The sequence below is a fragment of the Candidatus Omnitrophota bacterium genome (assembly GCA_030650275.1).
Lineage (GTDB): Bacteria > Omnitrophota > Gorgyraeia > Zapsychrales > Fredricksoniimonadaceae > JACPXN01.
The window spans coordinates 1-23,640 of record JAUSEK010000008.1 but is presented as its reverse complement, the minus strand read 5'-3'; the positions used below and the strand labels follow the sequence as shown (position 1 = coordinate 23,640).

General features: G+C 50.4%; 25 protein-coding genes. All 25 read right to left on the bottom strand.

Features of this window, described 5'->3' with window-relative positions:
• Window positions 1-3: 3 nt before the first annotated feature.
• Window positions 4-756 (bottom strand): WecB/TagA/CpsF family glycosyltransferase, encoded by a 753-nt coding sequence (locus Q7K71_02480; protein ID MDO8674971.1) that lies wholly within the window; start codon window positions 754-756, stop codon window positions 4-6.
• 21 nt (window positions 757-777) lie between these two features.
• The gene (locus Q7K71_02475) at window positions 778-2,025 is read right to left on the bottom strand and encodes a glycosyltransferase family 4 protein (GenBank protein ID MDO8674970.1); all 1,248 of its coding nucleotides are present in this window, start codon (window positions 2,023-2,025) and stop codon (window positions 778-780) included.
• Window positions 2,022-3,125 carry a DegT/DnrJ/EryC1/StrS family aminotransferase gene (locus tag Q7K71_02470; GenBank protein MDO8674969.1) on the bottom strand — a complete coding sequence of 368 codons (1,104 nt, stop codon included), beginning with the start codon at window positions 3,123-3,125 and terminating at the stop codon, window positions 2,022-2,024. The genes Q7K71_02475 and Q7K71_02470 overlap by 4 nt, the downstream gene beginning before the upstream one ends.
• On the bottom strand, window positions 3,125-3,535 hold the full coding sequence (locus tag Q7K71_02465; GenBank protein MDO8674968.1) for a hypothetical protein: 411 nt from the start codon (window positions 3,533-3,535) through the stop codon (window positions 3,125-3,127). The genes Q7K71_02470 and Q7K71_02465 overlap by 1 nt, the downstream gene beginning before the upstream one ends.
• A gap of 4 nt (window positions 3,536-3,539) precedes the next feature.
• Complete coding sequence (locus Q7K71_02460; protein ID MDO8674967.1) at window positions 3,540-4,265, bottom strand: hypothetical protein; 726 nt, start codon at window positions 4,263-4,265, stop codon at window positions 3,540-3,542.
• Complete coding sequence (locus Q7K71_02455) at window positions 4,255-5,400, bottom strand: glycosyltransferase family 4 protein (protein MDO8674966.1); 1,146 nt, start codon at window positions 5,398-5,400, stop codon at window positions 4,255-4,257. Before Q7K71_02455 ends, Q7K71_02460 begins: the two co-directional genes overlap by 11 nt.
• 3 nt (window positions 5,401-5,403) lie before the next feature.
• Complete coding sequence (locus Q7K71_02450; GenBank protein ID MDO8674965.1) at window positions 5,404-5,562, bottom strand: DUF5989 family protein; 159 nt, start codon at window positions 5,560-5,562, stop codon at window positions 5,404-5,406.
• Window positions 5,563-5,576: 14 nt separating this feature from the next.
• Window positions 5,577-5,975, bottom strand: a complete 399-nt coding sequence (locus Q7K71_02445) for a hypothetical protein (GenBank protein MDO8674964.1) — start codon at window positions 5,973-5,975, stop codon at window positions 5,577-5,579.
• Between the two features lies 1 nt (window position 5,976).
• Window positions 5,977-7,797 carry a carbamoyltransferase gene (locus tag Q7K71_02440; GenBank protein ID MDO8674963.1) on the bottom strand — a complete coding sequence of 607 codons (1,821 nt, stop codon included), beginning with the start codon at window positions 7,795-7,797 and terminating at the stop codon, window positions 5,977-5,979.
• Window positions 7,798-7,806: 9 nt separating this feature from the next.
• Window positions 7,807-8,841, bottom strand: coding sequence for a radical SAM protein (locus Q7K71_02435; GenBank protein ID MDO8674962.1), 1,035 nt, complete (start codon window positions 8,839-8,841; stop codon window positions 7,807-7,809).
• A 48-nt stretch (window positions 8,842-8,889) separates the two neighbouring features.
• Window positions 8,890-10,740: an asparagine synthase (glutamine-hydrolyzing) gene (gene asnB, locus Q7K71_02430; protein ID MDO8674961.1), complete on the bottom strand. Its 1,851-nt coding sequence runs from the start codon at window positions 10,738-10,740 to the stop codon at window positions 8,890-8,892.
• A gap of 17 nt (window positions 10,741-10,757) precedes the next feature.
• Window positions 10,758-11,708, bottom strand: a complete 951-nt coding sequence (locus tag Q7K71_02425; GenBank protein MDO8674960.1) for a methyltransferase domain-containing protein — start codon at window positions 11,706-11,708, stop codon at window positions 10,758-10,760.
• A 7-nt stretch (window positions 11,709-11,715) separates the two neighbouring features.
• The gene (locus Q7K71_02420; GenBank protein ID MDO8674959.1) at window positions 11,716-12,558 is read right to left on the bottom strand and encodes a hypothetical protein; all 843 of its coding nucleotides are present in this window, start codon (window positions 12,556-12,558) and stop codon (window positions 11,716-11,718) included.
• The gene (locus Q7K71_02415; protein ID MDO8674958.1) at window positions 12,555-13,526 is read right to left on the bottom strand and encodes a GDP-mannose 4,6-dehydratase; all 972 of its coding nucleotides are present in this window, start codon (window positions 13,524-13,526) and stop codon (window positions 12,555-12,557) included. Before Q7K71_02415 ends, Q7K71_02420 begins: the two co-directional genes overlap by 4 nt.
• Complete coding sequence (locus Q7K71_02410) at window positions 13,523-14,707, bottom strand: glycosyltransferase family 1 protein (GenBank protein ID MDO8674957.1); 1,185 nt, start codon at window positions 14,705-14,707, stop codon at window positions 13,523-13,525. The genes Q7K71_02415 and Q7K71_02410 overlap by 4 nt, the downstream gene beginning before the upstream one ends.
• Entirely contained in the window at window positions 14,659-15,522 is an 864-nt protein-coding gene (locus Q7K71_02405) for a methyltransferase domain-containing protein (protein MDO8674956.1), read from the bottom strand. Before Q7K71_02405 ends, Q7K71_02410 begins: the two co-directional genes overlap by 49 nt.
• Window positions 15,519-16,220: a hypothetical protein gene (locus tag Q7K71_02400; protein ID MDO8674955.1), complete on the bottom strand. Its 702-nt coding sequence runs from the start codon at window positions 16,218-16,220 to the stop codon at window positions 15,519-15,521. The genes Q7K71_02405 and Q7K71_02400 overlap by 4 nt, the downstream gene beginning before the upstream one ends.
• Entirely contained in the window at window positions 16,195-17,124 is a 930-nt protein-coding gene (locus tag Q7K71_02395) for a phosphotransferase (GenBank protein ID MDO8674954.1), read from the bottom strand. The genes Q7K71_02400 and Q7K71_02395 overlap by 26 nt, the downstream gene beginning before the upstream one ends.
• Complete coding sequence (locus tag Q7K71_02390; protein MDO8674953.1) at window positions 17,121-17,813, bottom strand: class I SAM-dependent methyltransferase; 693 nt, start codon at window positions 17,811-17,813, stop codon at window positions 17,121-17,123. Before Q7K71_02390 ends, Q7K71_02395 begins: the two co-directional genes overlap by 4 nt.
• A 12-nt stretch (window positions 17,814-17,825) precedes the next feature.
• Window positions 17,826-19,172 carry an aminotransferase class III-fold pyridoxal phosphate-dependent enzyme gene (locus tag Q7K71_02385; protein MDO8674952.1) on the bottom strand — a complete coding sequence of 449 codons (1,347 nt, stop codon included), beginning with the start codon at window positions 19,170-19,172 and terminating at the stop codon, window positions 17,826-17,828.
• Window positions 19,169-20,068, bottom strand: coding sequence for an SPASM domain-containing protein (locus tag Q7K71_02380; GenBank protein ID MDO8674951.1), 900 nt, complete (start codon window positions 20,066-20,068; stop codon window positions 19,169-19,171). The genes Q7K71_02385 and Q7K71_02380 overlap by 4 nt, the downstream gene beginning before the upstream one ends.
• 12 nt (window positions 20,069-20,080) lie before the next feature.
• Window positions 20,081-21,034 carry a KpsF/GutQ family sugar-phosphate isomerase gene (locus Q7K71_02375; GenBank protein MDO8674950.1) on the bottom strand — a complete coding sequence of 318 codons (954 nt, stop codon included), beginning with the start codon at window positions 21,032-21,034 and terminating at the stop codon, window positions 20,081-20,083.
• A complete protein-coding gene (locus Q7K71_02370; GenBank protein MDO8674949.1) occupies window positions 21,034-22,008 on the bottom strand; it encodes a Gfo/Idh/MocA family oxidoreductase in 975 nt (324 codons plus the stop codon). Before Q7K71_02370 ends, Q7K71_02375 begins: the two co-directional genes overlap by 1 nt.
• Entirely contained in the window at window positions 21,995-22,927 is a 933-nt protein-coding gene (locus Q7K71_02365; protein ID MDO8674948.1) for an SPASM domain-containing protein, read from the bottom strand. The genes Q7K71_02370 and Q7K71_02365 overlap by 14 nt, the downstream gene beginning before the upstream one ends.
• A gap of 7 nt (window positions 22,928-22,934) precedes the next feature.
• On the bottom strand, window positions 22,935-23,640 hold a 706-nt coding region (locus tag Q7K71_02360; protein ID MDO8674947.1), incomplete at its 5' end, for a hypothetical protein.

The following is a 23,640-nucleotide window of genomic DNA, read 5'->3' as shown; positions in this document are numbered from 1 at the left end:
AATTTAATGCTTGGAAAAGGAGTTATTATACAATGACCTTAATAAATAGTATACAAATAAGCTGTTGCCGACCAAATAGCGTCTCCATAACCGCTTGGGCTCACAACACAAACGGAACAACCATTCAAAACCCGCCCTTTGCATCCAGCGCGGGGCCTGGGGTTTGGCCCCTGCCAGAAAATCGAATGCCGCGCCCACCGCGACCATGACCGGCACCTCCAAACGGTCCCGGTTGAGCTTCATCCAGAAATCCTGTTTGGGAGAACCCAAACCGATCCAGAGGATGTCCGGCCTGGCCTGGTTGATCGCTGCTATTGTCTGTTCATCTTCCAATTGGGCCTGGGGACGAAACGGCGGGGAAATCCTGCCGGCAATAGCAATGCCGGAAAAATCCTTTCTCAAACATTGTTCAAGCCCTTTGAGGACCTGTGGGGTACCGCCAAAGAAATAATGACGCAGCCCCGGGCGGCGGCAAAGAATACGCATCAGGTCCGGACCATAAGTACGCTCAACATAAGGATAGCCCTTGGACCTGACCAGCCATGCCACCGGCATACCGTCGGGCGTGACCATGTCCGCGGCATTGACCAGGTCCCTGTAAGCGCTGTCGTGCTGGCAATCCACAATGGTGGAAACCGGCGCCACGCACACATAGCTTTTGCGCCGCTCTTTGACCCAGCCCTCAATTTCCCGACAGGCCAGATCCACGTTAAGGGCGCTGACGCGCACGCCTAGAATATTAACCCGTTCGTGCATAAGGGGTTATTATAGTTGATTTTACGAATTAGACAAAATCTTTTGATAAAGCCCCTGGGCGCGGCGGGCGATCTGCGGCCAATCGTAATTCTTGGCAAGGTCTAAAGAAACAGCGGCTTTGGCCTTCAAATCCCCTGCCGCCAAACTCATAACGGCTTGCGCGATGGCAGACGGTTGGTTATCAGGGATGAAAATCCCGTTACGGCCCGCGGGAACCAGCCATGGCTGGGCCGTGGTCACGACCGGCAAGCCGGCGGCCATGGCCTCCAATGTGCTGATGCTTGAACCGGGAAAAGAAAAAGCGCATAGATACAAATCGGAAATTTTGTAATACGCATAAAGGTCCTCTTCCCGGACATCTTTAAACAGCCGGACATGTTCCTTCAATCCGCCGGCATTGATCAACGACAACAGTTCCTGTTCCTGATACCCCTTGCCTACGATCACCAGTTTTGCCGCGGGAAGGCTCAGGCGTATGGTCTTAAGCGCTAAAATGATCTTGTCGATCCCTTTGTCCGCGGCCAAACGGTTGACCGTCAATAAGACCAGATCGTCTTCGGAAAAACCAAGCTGCGCTCTGGTCAGGGCCGCGGCTTCCATCTGTTTGCGCGCATATCCCACATCCACCCCGACGGGAATGACCCGCACCTTGGCAGGGTCCAGCCGGAACAAGCGCACAACTTCCTCACGGAAATATTCATCCTCCAAAAACACCCGCTCACATCCGGTCAGATACCGGTGCATGGGTTTGGTCTTGAAAAAATACTGGGCGGGATACTGCGCAATGGCCTTTAAGCCGGCGAACGGGGAAAGGGCTATCTTGGTTTTCTTGATATCGTGGGGCTTATAACCGAACAGGCTCAAATATCCGGTGACCGTGATCGGATTGCATAAATAATTGTCGGAAAAAATATGGGCGATGACCGGTTTACGGCCGGGAACATTGAGGTAATACAGCCCGGTCATATCAAAACTGTGCAGGATGTCGAAGGGCTTGTCTTTTAAATAACGCGCCAGATCACGGGCGAACCAGTGCACCCCCAGCCACCCGACGGGAAGCTCCAAATAGGAAGAAATGCGGGGTCCAATGAGCGTGTATCGGATGCCTTCAAAATATTCCGTCCGGGGTTTGCCGTCATCAAGAGGGGCGATGATCTCAACGTCAACGCCCGCTTGAAGCAAATGCTTTGCAAAATAATAAACGTATTTTTGAACGCCGCCGAAGGGATGGAAGGGATAAACGCTTTTGGCCGCTAAGATTATCTTCATCTGACCGCTTTAAGGCATTTTGCGATGTATGCGATCTCCTTGGGCTTAAGCCCGCTGCCGGAAGGCAGGTAGAATCCACAGCGGCCCAGACGTTCGGAAACAGGATATTTCCTGTGATCGGCGCAGCCCGCCTTTTTTAATACCGGCTGATCGTGCATGGGGATAAAAAATGTGCGGGTCTCAATGCCCTTTTTCGACAGTTTCTTCATCAAAACATCACGGCTGACACCAAACGACCTGTCAACAACAACGCCATACATCCAATACACATTGCGCGCATCCGGTCTTTCCGTCGGAAGGACCAAGCCCTCAATGCCGGATAATAATTCATTATACAAACGCGCGTTCCGCCGGCGCCGGGCGATCATGTCATCGATCTGCTCCAACTGCGCCAGACCGATGGCGGCCTGCACATTGGTCATCCGGTAATTAAAACCCATGTCCTTATGGAAAAACCGGCGTTCTTTTAAAAAAGAAAGGTTTTTTAAACTGCGGCATTTTTCCGCCAGCTGATCATCGTCGGTCAAGACCATGCCGCCTTCACCGCAGGTGATGATCTTATTGCTGTAAAAACTGAAACACGACAATTTCCCGAAACTGCCTGTCTTGCGGCCTTTGTATTGGGCCCCATGCGCTTGGGCCGCGTCCTCAATGACGGCAATGCGGTGCTTGCGCGCCACGCGCATGATCGCATCCATATCGCAGGGGTGACCGTACATATGCACCGGCACAATGGCCTTGGTTTTCTTGGTGATTTTTGCCTCTAACTGAACAGGATCCATATTCCATGTGTCCGGTTGGACATCAACGAACACTGGTCTGGCCCCGCAATAGAGAGCGGAAAATACCGTTGAGGCGATGGTCAAGGTCGGCATAATGACCTCATCCCCCGGCCCTATGCCCAGCGCCGCGTAGGCCAGATGCAAAGCCACTGTCCCGTTGCACACGCCGATACCGTGCTTGACCCCGCAATAACGGCTGAAACCCTCCTCAAATCTTGTCAGATAAGGACCGCTTGAAGATATCCAACTGGTTTTCAGGCAATCCAGGACATATTTTTGTTCATTGCCGGCCAGCAATGGTTCACAGACAGGGATCATTAAGGTTTTACCTCTAAATTTTTCTTACTCGCCGGATCATAAGGGCCCATTTTGATCTCCAGCATGCGCACGTCGTCCAAGGCCTCAAACCCGTGCCCGCCGCGGATCAACAGGATGGTGTCCCCCGCTTCCAGCACACGCTCGGTCAGGCGTTGACCTTCATGGGTATAAAAGATCGTTTTCAAACGGCCCTGCTGGATATGCAGGACTTCCTGCAAGAACCCGGTCCGGCCGGTCTTCACTTCACAATGGGCGTGGGGCGCGATGACGGTCCCCTTGGGACGCATTTGCCGTCCCACCTGCAAAGAATTGTCATCGGGCGTGAAAAAATGCACGCCGGGGGACACTTGGCCGGCGCGGATGATCACGGCCCATAATTTCCCCTCATGCATGATCTGCTCGGCATCCATCGCTTTATCCCTTACCGGTTAATAAAAATCCCCGCATGCGGCCGGCCAATTCCACTTCCCGCTCAACGGTATACGCGCCGCGAAAAAAATCCAAAAACTGCGCCTTAGTGCGTAAATACCCGGCAAAAGCGACCTTTTTGCCCAACAAAGGCCACAACCGGCGCTTGAGGATCTGCCCAAGCCAGCGGCGCGCCGTCAAAAACTCGCACGGAAGAAATAAAACATCCCTGATCCCGGCTGAACACATCTTTTTGAAGACCGCACGCCACTGGTCATTGTCCAAAACAGTATCCACCCGGTATAATAAATGCAGCGTGCCCTTGTCCGTATTCTGCCATGGGTCCTTGAGCATGTCAAAGGCCGTGATCTCATCCGCCTCAGTGAATACCTGCCGCAAGCGTTCCATGCTTTTAGCCGTATAATCGGAACATTGTAAAAGAACATCCGGGCATTGCTGTTTGATAAAAAATTCCAGGAAACCGGGACCCGCCCCGTAAGAATTGACCCGCGTGAACCGGCCGCGGATAATCTCCGCGATACCCCGCGCCTGTTCTTCAACAAACGCTTCTTCATGGCAGCGCTTCAGCCATTCCTGACGTCCGGGGGGAATGGCAAAAATATTTGACGGCGCGCTTTCAAGCCGCAGGGCATCCCAGGCCTGGGCGCTGTGCACAGGACCGTTGACGGTCCGGGATATACCGCCAAAATCAAAATAATGTTTAATGGTCACTTTGAACATATTCCAGGGCCTTCACAAACCCTTGTGCCGCCTGCCGCGGTGTCCAACCACTGATCTTTGCGCGGCCGGCTGTCCCCATGTCACGGCGCAAGCGTTCATCGTTGAACAAACGTTCAAATGCGCCCGCCAAGGCCTTACTGTCCTTTTCCCGCACGATCAAGCCGTTTTTGCCGTCCTCGACCAGCCCGCCGGCCGCGGCCCCGACCGCATCGGTCGTCACCACCGCGCACCCCTGGTTCATGGCCTCATTGATGACCATGCCCCACGGTTCCTTAAAATCCGCGGTTGTCACCGACGGTAATACAAAAATGTCCGCGAGGGCATAATACACATACAATTGTTCATTCGGCACATGCCCCGCAAAAACAGCCCTCACGCCACGATTTGTACACATAGCGCGCAGACCCGTTTCTTTAGACCCGGTACCGGCCAATAAAAGCGTCACGCCAACTCTCTTGAAAGACGCCGCCGCTTCGATCAGATGATCAAGCCCCTTGCCGTCTTCCAAACGACCGACGTAAAGGATGATCCTCTCATCCGCCGCGATCCCCAGCTGCTTTTTTAATTCCGCTTTCTGCGCGTCAGTGGCCGGCCGGTCATACACCGCATTGTCCGTGGCATGCGGGGCACAAAATATCTTACGCCCGTCAATGCCGATGTCCATCAAATACCGGCGCACATGCTCCCCATAAGTCACAATGGCATCCGCGCGCCGGTAAATGGATCTGGTCAAAGCAAATGTCCAGCGGTGCACGGGTGTTTGCGGATGCGCCCACAGCCCCGTCCACAGAACAAAAGGTTTTCTGAACAATTTTGCCGCGCAAAATGCCAACGGCAAAGCAAAACGGTCATCGATCGTCTTGATCACCGCGTCGCATCCCCGCCACGGCAGGCACAACAGCCCGGGGGTGATCTTGACATGGCCGGGCAGCAACAGGCCGCGCAAATACCTTCCCCGGAAATTTCCCGGTTTTAATTCATTTTGTTTATGCCAGTACCCCTCATGCCCGCCCGTAAAATAAAAGCCCGCGTCATAACGCCCGGCCAGGATCTCGAACAAAGGCCTGGTGTAATGCGTGCACATATTGGTAATGAATATGATCTTAACGGAGCGTATTTGATCCATTGGCTAAAACAACGTGTAAATGAACGGCGCCATAGCTGAACCCTGGGCGAATACCATCAAAAGCCCCAACAGAACAAGCACAACAACAATGGGCGCCAGCCAAAACCGTTTGCGCACCCTCATAAAATCCCACAGTTCCTTAAAAATAGCCAGCTTCGACATAGTTCCTCCTTCAATTAGAATTGCCGGGTATACCTGGTTAGATCTTCAGTATCCTGCGCGCGGATCACCCAGTAAGAACGCGCCTCAGGGCAAAGGCGTAAATGCAGCAGGTCTTTGCGCAATAGCCGCAAAATGATCCCAACGACGGAGAATACCCCAAAGAATAAAACCGACAGAATGACCGTGGTGACGACAACACCGATCAGCCCTGCCGCCTTCATCCAATACTTGAACAGGACCTGAAGCATAGGACGGTTAAAGAGGGTGATCAAAAGGACAAAACCGGCAACGGCCAATAATGCCGCGGCCGTCGCATCAAAACCGTGTTGATGCCAATGGCCTGCGCCCAAGACCAAAAGGACCGCCGGTAAGCCGAAGCCGAACACCAATAATTGTTTTTGCTGTTGTTCCATATCAATCCAATACCGTTGAAATATCCTCTTTTTTATACGCATCCTTGTTCGGCTGGTGTTCGCGTTCGAACAAATGATTGCCGACCAGCAAATAATCCATGTCCGTGCACATGAAACAGCGGTACGCGTCGCGGGCGGAACAGACGATGGGTTCCCCGCGGATATTGAACGACGTGTTGATGACGACCGGTGAGCCGGTCCTCTTCTCAAAGGCCTTGATGAGACGATAAAATAAAGGATTGCGCTCTTCATCAACCGTCTGGACACGGGCGGAATAGTCCACATGCGTTACCGCGGGAATAACAGAACGTTTGACCTTCAAAAGCTCTATCCCCTCTGCGGATGACCGCGCATCCAAACGCTTGCCTTCTTGAACATCGGCGACCAGCAGCATGTACGGGCTTTCCCCGCCAAGATCAAAATATTCCGCGCATTTCTCCTTCAGCACCGCCGGAGCAAAGGGACGGAATGATTCACGGAACTTCACTTTCAAATTCAACAGCGACTGCATTTTCTCCGAACGGGCATCGGCGACGATACTGCGGCTGCCCAAAGCGCGCGGCCCGAATTCCATGCGGCCGCGGCACAAGCCGATGACTTTTTCCTCCGCGATCAGCCCTGCCACACGCGCGGGAAGGGCATCATCAGACAAATATTCATAGACCCAACCCTGCGCGTCTGCCAATGCCCTGATGTCCCCGTCCACATCAGGCCCCAGCAAAGAACCTTTCTGGCTGTCGTTGACACCGTCTGCCCGGCGCGGTTTGTCCAAATACCGGTGCCAAACGATCAGCGCGGCGCCCAAAGCGCCGCCCGCGTCCCCGGCGGCCGGCTGTATCCAAACGTTCTTAAAAGGCGTTTGCTTTAATATTTTTCCATTGCCGACGCAATTGAGCGCTACCCCGCCGGCCAGACACAAATTATCCAGGCCGGTCTGCCGATGGACATGGTTGGCGATATTGACCATGATCTCCTCGGTCACCTTTTGGATGGAGGCGGCGATGTCCATGTGCTTTTGAGTGATCTTCGTCTCCGGCTTGCGGGGCCCTCCCCCAAAAAGCTTATGGAAACGCGCATTGGTCATGGTCAATCCAACCGGGTAATTGAAATATTTCATATTTAAACGAAATGAGCCGTCCGGTTTGATGTCCACCAGTTCTTTTCTGATCAGATCCGCATATTCAGGCCGACCGTACGGCGCCAGGCCCATCAGCTTATACTCGCCGGAGTTGACCCTGAAGCCAACGTAATAGGTGAAGGCCGAATACAAAAGCCCCAGCGAATGGGGAAAATGGAGCTCGCTTTTTAACTCAACGGCATTGCCTTCCCCCGTCCCCCAGCTGGTCGTGGTCCATTCCCCGACACCGTCCAGGGTGATGACCGCGGCTTTTTGAAAAGGCGAGGGGAAAAAAGCGGAGGCGGCATGCGACTCGTGGTGCTCCGGAAAAATGATCTCACCGGTAAACTGCAATTCGTCTTTAATAAGCTCTTTAATAAAGATCTTTTCCTTAAGCCACACGGGCATGGCCTTCAGGAAAGAACTTAAGCCCCAGGGGGCGTAATTCAAATATGTCATCAGCAAGCGTTCGAACTTGATGAAGGGTTTCTCGTAAAAGGCCACATAACGCACCTGCGCCATCGTAATGCCCGCCTCGCGCAGGCAATACGCAATGGCCTGCCTGGGGAAGACGGCATCGTGCTTTTTGCGGGTGAATCTCTCCTCCTGCGCGGCCGCGACGATATCGCCGTCTTTGAGCAAACAGGCGGCGCTGTCGTGGTAAAACGCGGAGATCCCCAAAATATACTGACCCGTCTCTGACATTCTCTCCTTTTAAGCGTACCCGCCCGCTTTAGCCAATATACGGCGCACCGTCCGCGCCCAATTGGTATAACGGTTGTCGTTATTGGTCTGGGTGATGGAACACGTGCTACAACCTTTGATGTCCTTGCGCTTATTGGCGAACATCAAGTCCAAAAACTGCCGGCGCATCTGCGAATTCCAAATTTCCTCGAGCGTATGGGTATTGAGGTCCGCGTATACGGTCGCTCCCCGCAGGTCCATGCAGCATTTGGATATTTTGCCGGAGCTGGCCAGCGTCACATTATTAAAAACAAAAGAACAAAAACCTTTAGCGGGAAAGAACCTTTTATCTTTCTTATTAAAGGACTCGTTCCAATACTTTGGATTCCAGAAGCTCACTATGTCCCCCATGCGGAAGATCTCCTTCATGGCGTCGCTCAAAGGCCTGTCCTGTGAACGCTCATCGCGGCCATTGTTGACCTGGATGAACACCGGATGGCCTAATTCGGCATTGCGTTTATGCAACAGACGCATGTTGGCCAGCACCCGGTCGAATTTGGCCGGCGGGCGCATGTCTTCAAAGGTGGCGGCATCATGCCCGTCGATGCTGCAGATGATCTGCTTAAGAACGCCTGAACCTAAAAGCAATTCGATCTTCTCTTCGTTGAGCAAAGCCAGGTTCTCATTCAGGATGACATGCGGACGGAAATGGGGATATTGCCGCATATACCGGCGGGTGATCTCAACGACCTCTTTATATTGGGGGTAAACCAAAAACTCGCCGCTGATGGGCCACTCCATGGCCTTCAGGTTGTATTTCGGATTAGAGGCGATCTCGCGGATCAGTTTCTCATAAACGGCGATGTCCAAAAACCGCGCGCGGTCCAGCTGGTCCAAAAAACAATACTTGCAGCGCAAATTGCATACCGATGAAAATTCAATGGACAGGATCTCAATGTCTTTGAGCGTGTTAAAACCCAGCCGCAGGCGGGCATATTTATACGCCCAGCCCAGATAGCTAAGAAACCACATGACCTTTTTTGCCGCTGTTTTAATGGTCCCCATAAATCCTCATTCGAAGAACCGTCATTATAACGGGCCCCGGCGTGAATATCAATGAGCCTCTGCCCAAAGCTCAAACATCAGCAGATTCCATATCTTCCCGGAAACATTGACGTTGGAATGTTCAAACAAATGCCGCGTGCAAGCAACGGCCTGTGGATCAAAGATCCCCTGGCGGCGGATATGCTCCTGCCCAAGCAATTCCTCCGTCAGGTCTTTGAACTCACCTTTAAGCCATTGGGCTTTGACAAACGGATAAAACCCTTTTTTATCCGGCATGGTCAAATGGGACGGCACATATTCACGCTCAATGGAACGTAATAAGGCCTTAAATTCTCCCCCGTGTTTCTTAACTGCGCTTGGCACGCGCAGGGCAAGATCCATGACCGGTCCGTTCAAATAAGGAACGCGCATCTCCACTCCTTCGGCCATGGCGCTCATATCGGACAAGGCCAAACCATTGTCCGGCAAGTACGACTTAAGATCCACCCGCATGAGCGCCTCAATAATACCTGTGCCTGTTGCCTGCTGACGGTCGAATGTTTCCCTCAAATAGTCCTCCCGCGCCGGCAGGGACTTATGGACCATCAGACGCTCAACTTCATCGTCAAAAAAACAATTGCCTGTAACGCCATACACGGCAGAATAAAAATCCCTTTGCTGGCCTATGTGCACCGCCTTATACGCGGCGTTGGAAAATGCCAGCCATTGTTTTGGGAAAAGACGTCTGATGGATGCGGGAACACAGAACAATGCCTTAAGGCCGGCCATAACATCAATGGTGGGATAGCCGTAAAACAGCTCATCGCCGCCCAAACCCGAAAGCAAAACCTTCACCCCATCCGCGCGCGCCTGACGGGCAATGACCCTCAAGGACAGCATGTTCTGGTCTGCCATGGGCTCATCATAATGACTGATCGTATCCAACAGTAAGGCCCGCGCCCCGGAGGGGTCCATCATCAAAGCGCGGTGGTCCGTTCCCAAATGTTTGGCCACGGCCGCGGCCTGGCGGTTCTCATCAAAGGCGGCATCCGCGCCGCCCAAAGAATACGTCCTGACTTTAAGCCCGTGCTCTTTGGCCAGGATGCCGGCCAAAACATTGGAATCCACGCCACCGCTGATGCACACACCGACGGGCACATCGCTGACCAGGCTCATTTTAAATTCTTGGGCCAGCAACGGCTTTAACCGGGAGGCGGCATCCGCAAAATTAAGCCCCTTCTCCGGCGTGAAAACCCCCGGCCAATACGTATCTCTGTGGACGTTGCCGCCGGCGTCAATGCTCAAATATTCTCCGGGCAAAACGCGCGCGACGCCCTTGAACATGGTGATGCGGCCCGTGGTGTAACCGAGGCGCAAATAATCTTCAAGCCCCTGCGCGGAAAGTTCTTGGGCAAGCCCGGGGTAATGCCACAATGCTTTAAGCTCGGAGGCGAACACAAAACGCCCCGCGTCCGCGTAATAGACCAGCGGCTTGATGCCGGCCTTATCGCGCGCCAAAAAAAGCGTGCGCGCGCTTTCATCATAAATGGCAAAAGCGAACATGCCGTCCAAACGCGCCAGCACGCCGGTGCCCCATTGTATAAAACCGCACAAAAGAACTTCCGTGTCACTATCGCTCGTGAACTGATGTCCCAGCCCCCGCAATTCCTCGCGCAACTGACGGTAATTGTAGATCTCACCGTTATAAACCAGCGCCAAATTCCCGCGGCGCATGGGCTGATGCGCTTTGGAAGACAGGTCTAAAATGGATAACCGGGCATGGGCCAGCCCTGCCCCCGGCTTGAACCAATGTCCTTCATCGTCGGGACCACGATGACGCAGGCGATCGCGCATCGCCAGCAGATCTTCTTGCTGTGCACGCGCCTCACCAAACTCTACAAAACCGACAAATCCGCACATTGATGAAACCCCGCGCGTTAAACTTTCTCTCCCAAAGCGGCAAGCCAAAGCCCGTCGCTCTCTTGCACATATTTTGAATAGATGGTTTTTAACCCGTTGGGCACATGCCATCCGGCCACTTCTTCTTTTGTCAAATGCCAGTCGTAGCGGACCGTAAAGGCATCTCTGGCCATCATGCGATGGTGACGAAATTTCAAGACCAAAGGCACATGCAGTTTTTGCCTTAACACTTTAACGATCACGAAATGTTTGGCCAGGGTAAAAGAAGCGATGGCATAAACAGCCATGTTCTGCGCGATCCCGGGAAGCCGGCAGACAATTTCTTTAACAATATTCCGAATGCCCGTCTTCAGGGATTTATGTTCCTCGGGCGTATATAACCAAAGAAAGATCCGCCCTCCCTTTCTTAACAAAGGGGCCAGGCGTTGAAATGTTCTCTTCGGATCAGGCGTATGGTGGATCGAGCCGGCGCACCATATGATATCAAAAGAGCCCTCGGCAAACGGCGGATATTGGACGTCCGCCTGTACAAAATCAACGGTCATTTGATCATCAGACATTGTCCTGCCCAATTCAAGCCCCTGGGAAATATCAACGGCAATGACATTGGCGCCAAAGGTCGCGGCGACTTCCCTGGCGAATAATCCATTCCCGCAGCCGACGTCTAAAAAGTCCAGGCCTTTCAGCCGGTCCAAAGGGATTTCCAGGAAATTCAACTCACTCATCCTCTCTTTGACCGGCCTGCCCCACACATCATCCCCGGCATTCAGCTCCTTCCACTCCCTGGAAAAACTGCTGCTGGTGTAGCGGTCATGCCGGTCTGCCAGTAACCGCGGTATGCCCCGGACGATGTTAAAATTCCGCCCGGCTCCGGATAATTTTCCATTGCGCAGATCGCCTTCACATAATGTCAGCCGATCGCCGCTTTGGCCCGGTACACGTAATTTTGCCAAGGTCTGTTCTTTCATGCCCCTCCTACCATCCGGCATCATGTTGTATATATCGGTGATAAGCCGTCTTTAAATGACGTATGAATTTTGAAACATGCCGTCGCGTATTCTTTTTCAAGCCGTTATGTGTTAAAAGGTAGTCGCTGTCCGCGATCGTATAGAGATAGCTGTAGCCGCCGGCCAGCCTGCGGTTCTCATCCCCTTCCGGCCCTTCCCATGTGTTGTCTTTCAAATGGGCGTAATCATGGTTTTGATGATAGATCGGCAGAACGGGCGTCAGGTCTATGACCGGGATCTTCTTGCGTTGGGTATCATAAATAAACCAATTGTCCCACATCGGACGTCCCAAGGCCAGATCCGGAAAATGATCCACCATCCCTTTTGGAAAAATAAAACAATCAATGGCTGTATGGTCCTGCAATTTGCCATTCTCCCTGTAAATGCCCTCAACCTGCCTTTCCCAGTCAGACGCGAAATCCAGGGGCTTTTCAATATTGATCTCTAATCGACGGACAACGCCTAAAAACTCTTTGAAAAAGCGCGGGCATTGTTCAAGCGCGTCCGCTATTTTATTGGTCAGGATAATATCGGCATTCACATAACATTGAAATTCGCCCCGTGATCTTTGGCCGGCGGTCTCAAAAATAGAGCTTAAAAGAGGCGTCCCATACGCATTGCGTTTGATCGATCCTATGTACTCAATGCCAAATTCCCGGGCAACTTCTTCAACGCCTTTTTCATCTCCTATCAAAATGACCTGCGGCTTCAAGGAAAGACGCGCCCAGCTTTGCACGGCATTGCGCTGGATGATCTCAATATGCCCTTTGAATGGTTTGGGGCAGGAGAATATGGTCAGGCGCTGACTCAAAATTTTCCTCTCGATCCCTGTTCTTCGTCGATCAACAATTTGATCAGGTCCTTGAACCGAAGGTCATAAACCCAGCCAAGGCCGCGCTTTATTTTCGCGGGATTACCGCGGCTGACATCAATATCGCTCGGACGAAAAAGGATTTTATCCACCACCACATGCTTTTTCCAATCCAGACCCAAATAACCAAAAGCCGTGCTGACAAACTCCTCCAAACTGTGCGCCTTGTTCGTCGCCAAAATATAATCATCCGGTATTTTTTGCTGAAGCATGAGCCACATCGCCTTCACATATTCCGGCGCATAGCCCCAATCCCTTTGAACGCGGATATTCCCCAATTTAAGTTTTTCCCTGGAACCATGCTTGATGCGCACGGCCGTTGCAATGATCTTCTTGGTCACGAAATATCCGGGACGCAAAACGGACTCGTGATTAAAAAGGATCCCGCAGGCGCAAAACATGTGATGCATGCGCCTGTAATGATGCGCCTTCCAGTGGCAGAAAACTTTGGAGATCCCGTAAGGGCTGACCGGATCGAACGGCGTTTTTTCGGTGGCCGGTAACCGGCTTGCCCTTCCGAACATCTCGCTGGATGATGCCTGATAGATCCTTGCGTGAGGTACAAACAAACGCGCCGCCTCCAGCACGTTGGTTGTCGAGTTCAAGTTAAATTCAATGGTCTCCAACGGCTTTTGAAATGACCGGGCAACGGAGCTCATGGCCGCTAAATTGTATATCTCATCGGGCTTAATAGCGCCGACGATCTTCTGAACTTGACGGCCTTGGGCCAGATCAGCCGAAGACAAATGGACCTGCCTGTCAATTCCCAAATAGCGCAATCCTTTAAGATCAGGTCCTTGCTTGGGACGGACAATGCCATGGACCTGATAACCTTTGCCCAAAAGGAATTGGGCCAGGTAGCAGCCGTCTTGACCCGTGATGCCCGTGATCAACGCCTTTTTCTTCATTGCAGGACTTTCCGGTAAACCTTTAAGGTCTCTTCTGCCGTTTGATCCCAGGAAAATGTTTTGGCCCGGGCCAAACCCGATGCAACGCGCTCCATGTCCTTGCCTTGAAAAACCTGGGTCAAGGCATGGACCAGCCCTTCAACGCTGGTCGGTTCAAAATACAAAGGAATATCCGCGGCGATCTCCTGGGTCGTTGGAATGCGGGAAGCCACCACGGGACATCCGCAGTTCATCGCTTCCAGCAGGGGTATTCCAAAACCTTCGTATAACGACGGATAAACAAACGCCGCCGCCTGATTGTACAGCTGGCAGAGCGTGTCATCGCCGGCTTTGCTCATCACACAGACATGCTCAAGGATGTTCAGTTCACGCAATTTTCTTTCTTCCGCTTCATTTAACGCGTCCCCCACCAACACCAATTGCGCATGCTTGGCCTGCGGCCAGCGGTCAAAGGCCTGAACCAGCAAATCAAAATTTTTGTAATGCACCCTGCCTCCGACATACAGCAAGAAAGGTTTGGTGATCAAAGGCAACGGCTTCTTCTCGTTCTCGCCTAAGACCTTAAAGGCCTCACTGCAAGCCAAATGCGCCGGAAAAATGGAACTTAGCGGCGTACCGTACAATTTGTGGACATCCTGGCGCGTCGTTTCGGAAATGGTGATGACCGCATCCGCTTGTTCAATGCACTCTTTTTTTTCTTTTCGAAACAGATCATCATCGCGCCCGTTAAAAAGATGAGAAAATTTCTCATGGATGAGGTCATAAACAGTGACCACCCGCTTTCCCTTCCATCCTTTGGGCCATGTAAAGAAAGTTGAATGCCAGAGGACGCCTTGCCCGTCCCCTAGAACCATTTTCTGGAATATCTGACGGAGAACCGGCGTCAACGGGGCCCATAACCTTTGCGGCCTTAGAAACGAATGGATCGGAAAATTTTTCTTTTGAATGATCCGCGGATGACAGGGCAGGTGTTGTAAAAGTATGCCATCGGTGTAAAGGATAAACTCTACACTTTGATCAAGCGCGCATATCCGCGGCATGATCTCATGAAAAATACGTGAAATGCCCCCGTATTTTTGTGCCTGAAAAATGACACCATCGACCACCACGCGCATATTCAATAAAACCTCGGCTATTTGATCAATTCTATGCAGGCAACGGCCCGGGACGCCGCCGCGCAATCGGGGTCAAATTTCCCGGTTTTGTGGATATCAAAATACCGGCAGTGCGCGCATTGGTCCGCAGTGCTTGATCGCCAGCCCGACGGGAGGTATTGATAATAAGCCACTTTTGCTTCTCTTCCCTTAAAATTTTCCACAACGCTGTTCACCATGTTCCCATTGAACTGCTGAAACCAGCCCATATGCTCATATTCACCAAAAGGGACCGTTATGAAAAGCCTTCCTCCCGGCTTTAAGATCCTTTTGAATTCATTGATCACTTTAAGAAAATCATGGCCCGCGGACTCTTTGAATCCCTGATCATCAGAATACAGAAAAGTATTGTCCATCCCCACATGCTCAAGGGTCGAAATACAAGCGATGTCATCAAAGAGCTCGTCTTTAAAAGCTGTTGAACGCAAGTCACCGTATATATAAGAAACATTGGACCGGCTGATCACCGTTTCCGGGGCCAGGGTATAAATATAAACGGTCCGGTTGATCAAAACAGGATGGGAAAGAATGAGATCAAAATTGAGAGTTGACCCGGCATCAAGGAGTATCCCCTTGTGTTTAGAATTTAATCTGGACAAGACCCAGGGATATTCAATGATCCGTTCATCAAGCCGGTGGCCGTAATTGGCCGGTAAAGGCCTATTTTGCGAGAAGGCGCTCAAAAGGTCCCCATCAGAACAAAGGCGGGCGATCTCACGTCTTTTATACTCCCCATAACCTATACTCCAGGGTTTTCTTCCGGAAAGAATATAAATCAGAATGCCGGCGTGGCGACGGAAGAATTGATATATCTTTTTAAGGAAGAATTGAACGCGCATCATTTAGTACAAATAAAAAAAGCCCTCTTGCGATCACTCAAATGGCTTGGAAACCTATCCACTAAAACGACCTGTTGATACCCCAGCGTGAGAAGATAGTCCCGGATCCACTGTTCCGGTTTCTCACCCATGAACTTTAAGGACCCGTGCCAATAATACCCTGGTTCATCGAACTGTCCTGTTTCAAAAATGAAATAACGGCCGCATTTTTTATAAAGTTCCCGCATGACGGCATCCGCCGCGTCGAAGCCCTCAAAATGCACAATGTGATGAAAAACATTCAAGAAACTGACCATGTCACAGGCGGGCAAGTTCTTGACCGATGATGCGGTGAGTTTCAAATTGATAAAAGAAATATTCTCCAGATCGTTCAAAAAAACCAGGGCATTGGCATAGTGGCAGGCCAGGCCGTCCATTTCAACGCCATACCCGACCATTTCTTTTCTCTTAGCGCATATCCTAAAAAGAAAATAGCCCAGCTGGGAGCCCAAGTCCATGTAGGTATTGATCCCCTCCACAGGCACATGTTTTTCAATGGCCTGGATCCTGTCATCGGACGCCCGCTGAATGGGGCCTGAACGGACCAGAAATAACCGGCGAGGATTGTACGTGGGTTGATACAATTCCACCAATGCAAAGCAACGGATGAAATTGATGAACAGGTAAGGAAAAACTTTAGAGATCCTTGCTAGACGTCTCATCAAGTTCCTGTAAAAATTTATCGAACCGGTTTAAATTGAACTTTTCTTTGTTATTGAGATCATACAACCCAAAGATCAAGGCCCTGTACAAAAATAAATACTTTAGGCCTTTGATATGCGTATTGCCCGCAAAAGCCGGGTTGCGGTCATAAAAACCCTCCAACAATGGGACATCGGTCTTCCCATGAGCAAATCGCGCAAGATGATCAAGGAAAACATCATAGCTGGACCGCCCGGTTTGATGGGTCAGCAGATCAAGATGGAAAAGCAACGCATCAAATTCAGGAAAATCAATACAGGAGCGGTCAAAATCAAAGAAAAATATCTTATTCCCCTCAACCAATATATTCCTGAACGTCAGATCTCCGTGGATATAAGTATGCACAGCGGCCTGATGGCCTGAAGGCCACTTTTTGATCAGCTTAACCTTAAGATCAGCCAATTTCTGCGCATAAACAGGATCAATAAAGCGCAAATAACGGTCATAATATTCAAACCACTGACGGACATCGAATTCAACCTGGACCAGATTTGCTTTATAATACAAAGAAAGCTGGTCCATGATGGCGCTGAAACGTTCTTGGTCATTAACGCCAACGGGCTTGCCGGGCAAAAATCTCTCAGCGCTGACCACTGCCCCACCCTTGTGGACCAATGCGATCGGGGCCGGAATGCCCTCAATCTTTGATTCCGTAAGGAACTGATAATTATTGATGATCCCTTCACGGCCCAATGCATTCAACGCGCAACGATAAACAATGGATCTTTTCCGATCGACCAGCAAGACAATATTGACCCCATCGATCAACTCGCATTGGCCCAGCTCGAGACCGACATCGGCGAACAATTTTTTATATTTAAAGTAGCCGGCGCAAAAAGCTTTTAAGAGCCGCAGGTTTTTCATTTCTTTTGAAAAACGGCAATGCCATCGTCATGGATGAATTCTTTAGAATAATCTATCTTCGCACTGACCAGACGAAATTGGGTCCCGTGTTTCGTCATAACATAACGAACTAAGCCATCAAAACCGTCAACAATGTTCCTGCCATATTTTTGTTCACGCAAAAACGCATTGACAAAGACCACATGTCCGCTGGGCTTGATCAACCGCTTAAAATTTCTAAAGATCTGCGGAAGCTTCTCAAGGACATACCACAAGATCTGGCTCATAATGATAACGTCATAGCTGGCCTTGTGTTTCAAATCCACCTCACCTATGTCCGCAGCGACAAAATTAAGATGGGGGAAAACTTTCTTGGCTTTTGCGACAGCTGTTTGGCTGATGTCCATGCCGGTGACAGCGGCTTGGGCCCCTGCAAGCCCTTTATTTAAGAAATCGGCTACGTAGCCCAAACCACAGCCGACTTCCAGAATTCCTACTTTTGTCTTTGAACTCGTGAACGTCCGGAGGGTCTCTAAAAGATTACGGCGTGAATATTGATAGTATTCGTTAAGTCTGACGTCACTGCCCTTCTGGCCCCACGGGTCGTCTTCATTCTTATAAAACACATCGAAGTCACCGACAAAGGCCAGTTGATCGCCTTTGACCTTTTTAAAAACATATTCTTTGGAGACAAGCTCTTCTTTACGCACGATCGAGCTCCGTTATATAAGTTTTAATTTCTTGGAGAAATATTGCAGGGTTTCCGTGATCGCGTCAATGATCCTCTGCACATGTTCTCTGTGATGCGCCGTGGACAGATAAAGGATCCGGTTATGATTGACGTGAATTCCCTTTTCAAGAAGAAGATATAAATAAAAAAGATCTTGGATCTCCCGACTTATTTCAAAATGGTCCCTCTGCCAGCGCGATCGGACGGCGCGATCGGTAAAGATCAGCCGCGACATCGAGCCGATGCCCATCATGCGCACGGGAATGCGATGAAGCAAACAAAAGGCGTTGACAGAATCCCGCAGGTATTGTCCATGATCATTGATCAACGGATAAATTCTTTTTTTGTTCTTGAGCAGATATTCCAGGAATGTTCTGGCCACGCACATGCCCAACGGATTCGCCGAAAAAGTCCCGCCCATAAAAACCGTCCGGCCGCTCTTTTGACCTGTCACAACATTCATGATCGATCTTGGCCCGGCCACAACCCCGATGGGCAGTCCCCCGCCCAACGCCTTGCCGTAGGTCGCCAGATCGGCTTTAACCCCGTAGTATTCCTGGGCGCCCCCCGGAGCCAGTCGAAATCCCGAGATGATCTCATCAAAACAAAGAAGGACCTTGTTCTTTGCTGTGCACCCGCGCAATTCTTTCAAAAATTCCCCCATATCATCACGCGGGTTGGAACCTTGTACGGGCTCAATGATCACCATAGCCAGCTCATCTTTATGCTTCCTGATCATTGTTAAGGCGGAGTCGCAATGATAAGGCAGGATCAGCACCAGATCTTTAAGCTCGTCAGGCACGCCGGCGGATTTGAAAATGATCTTTGGGGCCGTCTCCCGGCCTTTATAATCTTCGTCAAACAAAAGACCGTCGTGACCGCCGTGCCATCCGCCGCTGAACATGGCGATTTTTTTCCGCCCCGTATACGCGCGGGCAATGCGGCAGGCGCGCATCGTGGCCTCTGAACCGGTATTGCAGAACACAAAACTGTCAAAATGCCCAATGGCTTTGGTCAAAAGCCGTCCCAGCTGATACGCATGCAGGTTGGGAAGGATGTACAACGTTCCCCGGGAGGATTGCTCTTTAACGGCTTTGGTCAGGACGCCGGGCGCATATCCCAAAAGATGCGTTCCCGCTCCCATCGCGGTATCAATGTAGATGTGACCGCTGACATCTGTGATCAAACAGCCCCGGGCTTTAACGGCGTGCAGTTTATTTTTTGCATAACCTTCATTAAAAATGCGGGCTTTTCGACGAAGACGGAGATAAACGGATGCGGGTTGATTGCGTTGATGCAACACGCGGTATAATTTTTTCTTAAGCGTCTGATGGCTCATGGGATGGTTTTGTAAAGATCATTCCAGATCTGCGCGTGCTTCTTCCCGTGCAATGTTCCGTTGACATTGCAACCGCTGCAAGGGGCCAGGCACCGGGAACCTCGTCCCAGATTCTTGCGATATTCGCTGAATCGCGCAGATGTCCAGATCTCAAACAATGACTGATCAGCCACAGTGCCGAATTTTACTTTTTTATTCCAATCCTGGACGCATAAAAGCACCTCGCCATTCCAATCGACCTGAAGCGAATAGTGTGTGTAAAAACACGGTCTTTTCACATCCACTTCCATCTGATGACCGGTAGTGACCATGCCGGCGCGGTTGGTGAGTTTGAGCCCAAAATCTTTTTCCATGTCGTACCAGCGGTCCCGCAAGACATATTGATCTTCACGCGCCCTGGCCTCCTGGAACATCTTGCGAAAATGTCCGATCTGGTGAGGCCCGTCATACATGCTGACCAAGATCACACCCATTCCGGCCGCGTAAAGTTCCCGGATCAATGGGACGGTGAGCCGGTCGCCGTTGGTGACAAGCTCCGTATGAATATCATAGCCAAAGGTGGACACCAGCTTAAGAAAATTATTGTGCAGGAGAGGTTCTCCGAAGCCGGAAAAAATGACGCCTCCTTTGTATTGATACGTGCGCAGTTCGTCCGCGATCTTTTGGGCCAAGGGCACCGGCATATGCAAATTCTGATTCGGATAAACTGTTGGATCAACACGCGGACAGAATACGCATTTTCGGTTGCACAGTTCAGTGGGGTTAATATCGATCCAGCTGAATAACGGCACGCCCTCCCGCATCTGGACCTGGTCGACATAAAGCGATTTGCGTTTAATATTAACGAGGATCGTTTGCTGGAAGATCTCTTCTTTGCTTTTGGTTTCCGGGGTCATCAGGGAACTCTCTTAAAGATGCTGGATATTATGGAATAAAAGTATACCGAGGAGTTTCTTTTCTTTATCCGCAACCAAAAGGGCGTTGACGGCGTACTGATTCAGGAGCTTCTCGGCTTCATATAACAAAAGGTCTTTGTCAATGGTTTTGGGACCCCTGGTCATGAATTTTTCGGCATTGTACTGGAAAATGTTCTCGTGTTTGTTAAGCGCCCGGCGCAAATCCCCATCGGTAATGACCCCGATGATGAGGCCCTTTTCATCCACCACGACCGCCAGCCCCAAACGCCCCGAAGTCATGATCGTAATGACATCCTTCATGGGCGTTGTTTTGGAAACAAGCGGCAAATTGCCCGTGGTCATGGCATCCCCCACCCGTGTCAGCAAGCGCCGTCCCAGGCTTCCCCCGGGATGAAAGCGGGCATAATCCTCCGCCTTGAAATTCCTTGCTTTCATCAGGGCAACCGCCAGCGCGTCCCCCATCACCAGCGCCGCGGTTGTTGATGATGTCGGGGCCATGGCCAGCGGACAGGCCTCTTTTTTGACAGCCACGTTCAAATGGTGATCCGCTGTTCTGGCCAGGGTGGATCCAGGGTTCCCGGTCATGGAGATCAGCATATTCCCATTTTCTTTTAAGAACGGGATAATGCGCAGCACCTCTTCCGTCTCCCCCGAATAAGAGATCAAAATTAAAATATCTTCCTTCTTGAGCATCCCCAGATCACCGTGAAAGGCCTCCCCGGGGTGCATAAAAAAACTCGGCGTTCCCGTGCTGGCAAGCGTGCTGGAAATTTTTCGTCCGATAATGCCGGACTTGCCCATGCCGCAAACGATCACCCGCGTCTTGCACGAAAGGACTTTTTCAACCACCGCGGAAAAATTCTCATCGAGCTGCTCTGACAAGAGCAGGATCGCCTCGGCCTCGATCTTAAAAACTTCTTTAGCGTCATCGATCATTTTTTTCATTATGCCCTCATCTGAAGAAGCTCATCACAAAAGGCCGTGACGTTTTCCAACTGTTTGAACTGTTCATTGGAAGAATTCTTATGAATGACAAAATTTTTCAGAAAATAAGACATCTGGTTATAAAGGCCCGGCTTAAAGGTGTCCGAAGTCACCATGCGGGCACGTTCGCCGGGACGATAAATGCCCCGGCCATTGCGTTGGACCCGTTCAATCCGATCGTAGATGACCATTGTCTCCAGCGGGCACAACTGCACGACTTTATCTTTGAAGAAGAATTTCATATAACTGTTCTGCGGACTGTCCATTAATACCTTCAATTGGACCGGTATTTTTTTTGCCGTCAGCTGGCAAACCCAGGAATCCTTCCCCTGATGCCTGACAACCGCGCCCTGGTTTAGTTTCACGTCCCCTAAAAGATAAAACATCAAGTCAATGATATGCGCCGTATAATAATGCAGGATATGGCCCTTGATCCTTGCCCCCCGCTGCTTGACGAGCATGGTCCAGGGGTCAGCCGACAGGATATCCACACAGACCAGGCCTCCACGGGCGATCATGTTTTTGAGCCGCGGGATAAAATCGTAATGCCGCCGGTTATACCCCACGTATATATTTTTTGTGCCGCGCTGCGTCTTGATCCTTTTTAAGGCAGCCATGGACAACACGGCAGGTTTTTCGACAAAAACAGGTTTTTTAAATGGAAGTAACTGTTTTAATATCCCTTCCTGCGCGTCCCACGCCGCGCAGATCACCAGCGCATCATACTCCTTTGGGGAACGCTTCAGCTCCTCCATGAATTTCGTCAACGCATAAAACTTTTTGACAACACCAAAGGAACTGGAAAAACTGTCAATGTGCGATGACCCCGGACGGGCAACAACAGCCCCGATCCTGTGGCCGATGGATTTAACGACCTCCGCGTGAGCGTGGGCCATTTTCCCGCATCCGACAAAACCAAAATTAAATTTTTGCACGCTTTTGGCTCACTCCGTAATAGTCTTTCCAGGCATCAAAATGTTTCTGGGCATAAAGCGTGCCATGAATGTTGCACTGCGTGCAAGGCGCTTTGGAGCGGTCTTTATTGATGAGCCGCAAACGCACTTCTTTCATACCTGGTGAATTCCAAATCTCAAATATGCTTTTTTTGTTGAGATTTCCGACAACCAGCCGTTTTTCCCAATCGCTGGGGCAGATCATGACATCCCCATTGTAATCAATGATCAATTTATGGAACGGGTAATAACAGCTTTGTTTCAAAGGTTCGGCTAAAGGAACCACATTATATTGCGGCAGATTGACAGACCCTCCTCTATTATTAATGGTCATCCCGAAATCTTGATCGGCGGACAAATACCGCGGACGTGCGTCAAACTGCTTATTTGTCAACTGCAGGGCCTCTTTGATCTTCTCAAACTTCGGGATCTGCTGCGGCCCATCGTACATGCTCACTTTCAGGTTATCCAACCCGGACCCAAAAAGTTCCTTGACGTTATCCACCGTTAAAAAATCACCATTGGTAATAATGTCCAGATAGCACTTCGGACAATGCTGTTTAGTGATCTGCACCAGGCGATTAAGTCCTTTATGAATGAACGGTTCGCTTAAGCCGCACAACGAAATGCGTCCCCGGTAATGAACGCCGGCAAGCTGCTTCATCAATTCTTCATAGAATTCAAAAGAGATATACTCTTTTAAATTAGGAAATTTCTCCCGATCGGATTTAGGGCAAAAAAAACATTTGCGGTTACAAATGGCCAGGATGTTCAATTCAAGGCATGTGAACGGCGGCACATCTCCAAACCAGTTGGTTTTGTCCCCAATATGCTCGTCATAGATCACGCTGGTTTTATCTATATTTTTATCGTAAAACTTTATCTCTCTCAGATCGGACATATCATTCTCACATGTATTTCAATTTAATATGGTCGGCTATTTTCCGGTAAGAAGTGATTCCCTCTTGACCGGAACGTACAATGTAATCGGACAAAAACGCTTTGTATTTTTCCTCATCGATCTTTAACGTATTTAACAAATCGGATATCTGTTGTTCAGTGGCTTCATACATATCGATCGTCGGAAAACTGAGCATTTTTTGTATACATGCACAATTGGCTTTTGTAAAATCATTGAACCGGCTGCCGGTCAATTGGACAACTTTCTTATGATAAAGGACAGCATTGTTGACTGAACTTGATTCGTGCGTAATGACCACGGCCGCTTGGGCCGTATACTCCCGGGTCCTATGCTTGACAGTTTGACGCCGGCCAAAATCTCTCTTTGAATTTGCTTCATCATATTGAGGATGAAGGCACACCACCATTTTCTTGCCCAGTTTTTGTTCAATGACATCCAGAACGCGGTTCAGATTGGAATAATACGAACTTCTGTCGATCAGGCCATGCCCCCAGAGCACCTGATCAAGGTGATATGGTACCATGGAGTCCAAAAATACGATATAATCCTCCGTCACCGGGTAAGAATGGGCCAAAAAAGTGTCATAAAACCGGCTATTCGTTAAAACGATCTCGTTGACCCGCGATGACCTTCTGTAAAAACCCGCCCTTTGCGGGTTGGAAATAAACAACGTGTCCACCCTGATGCGTAAT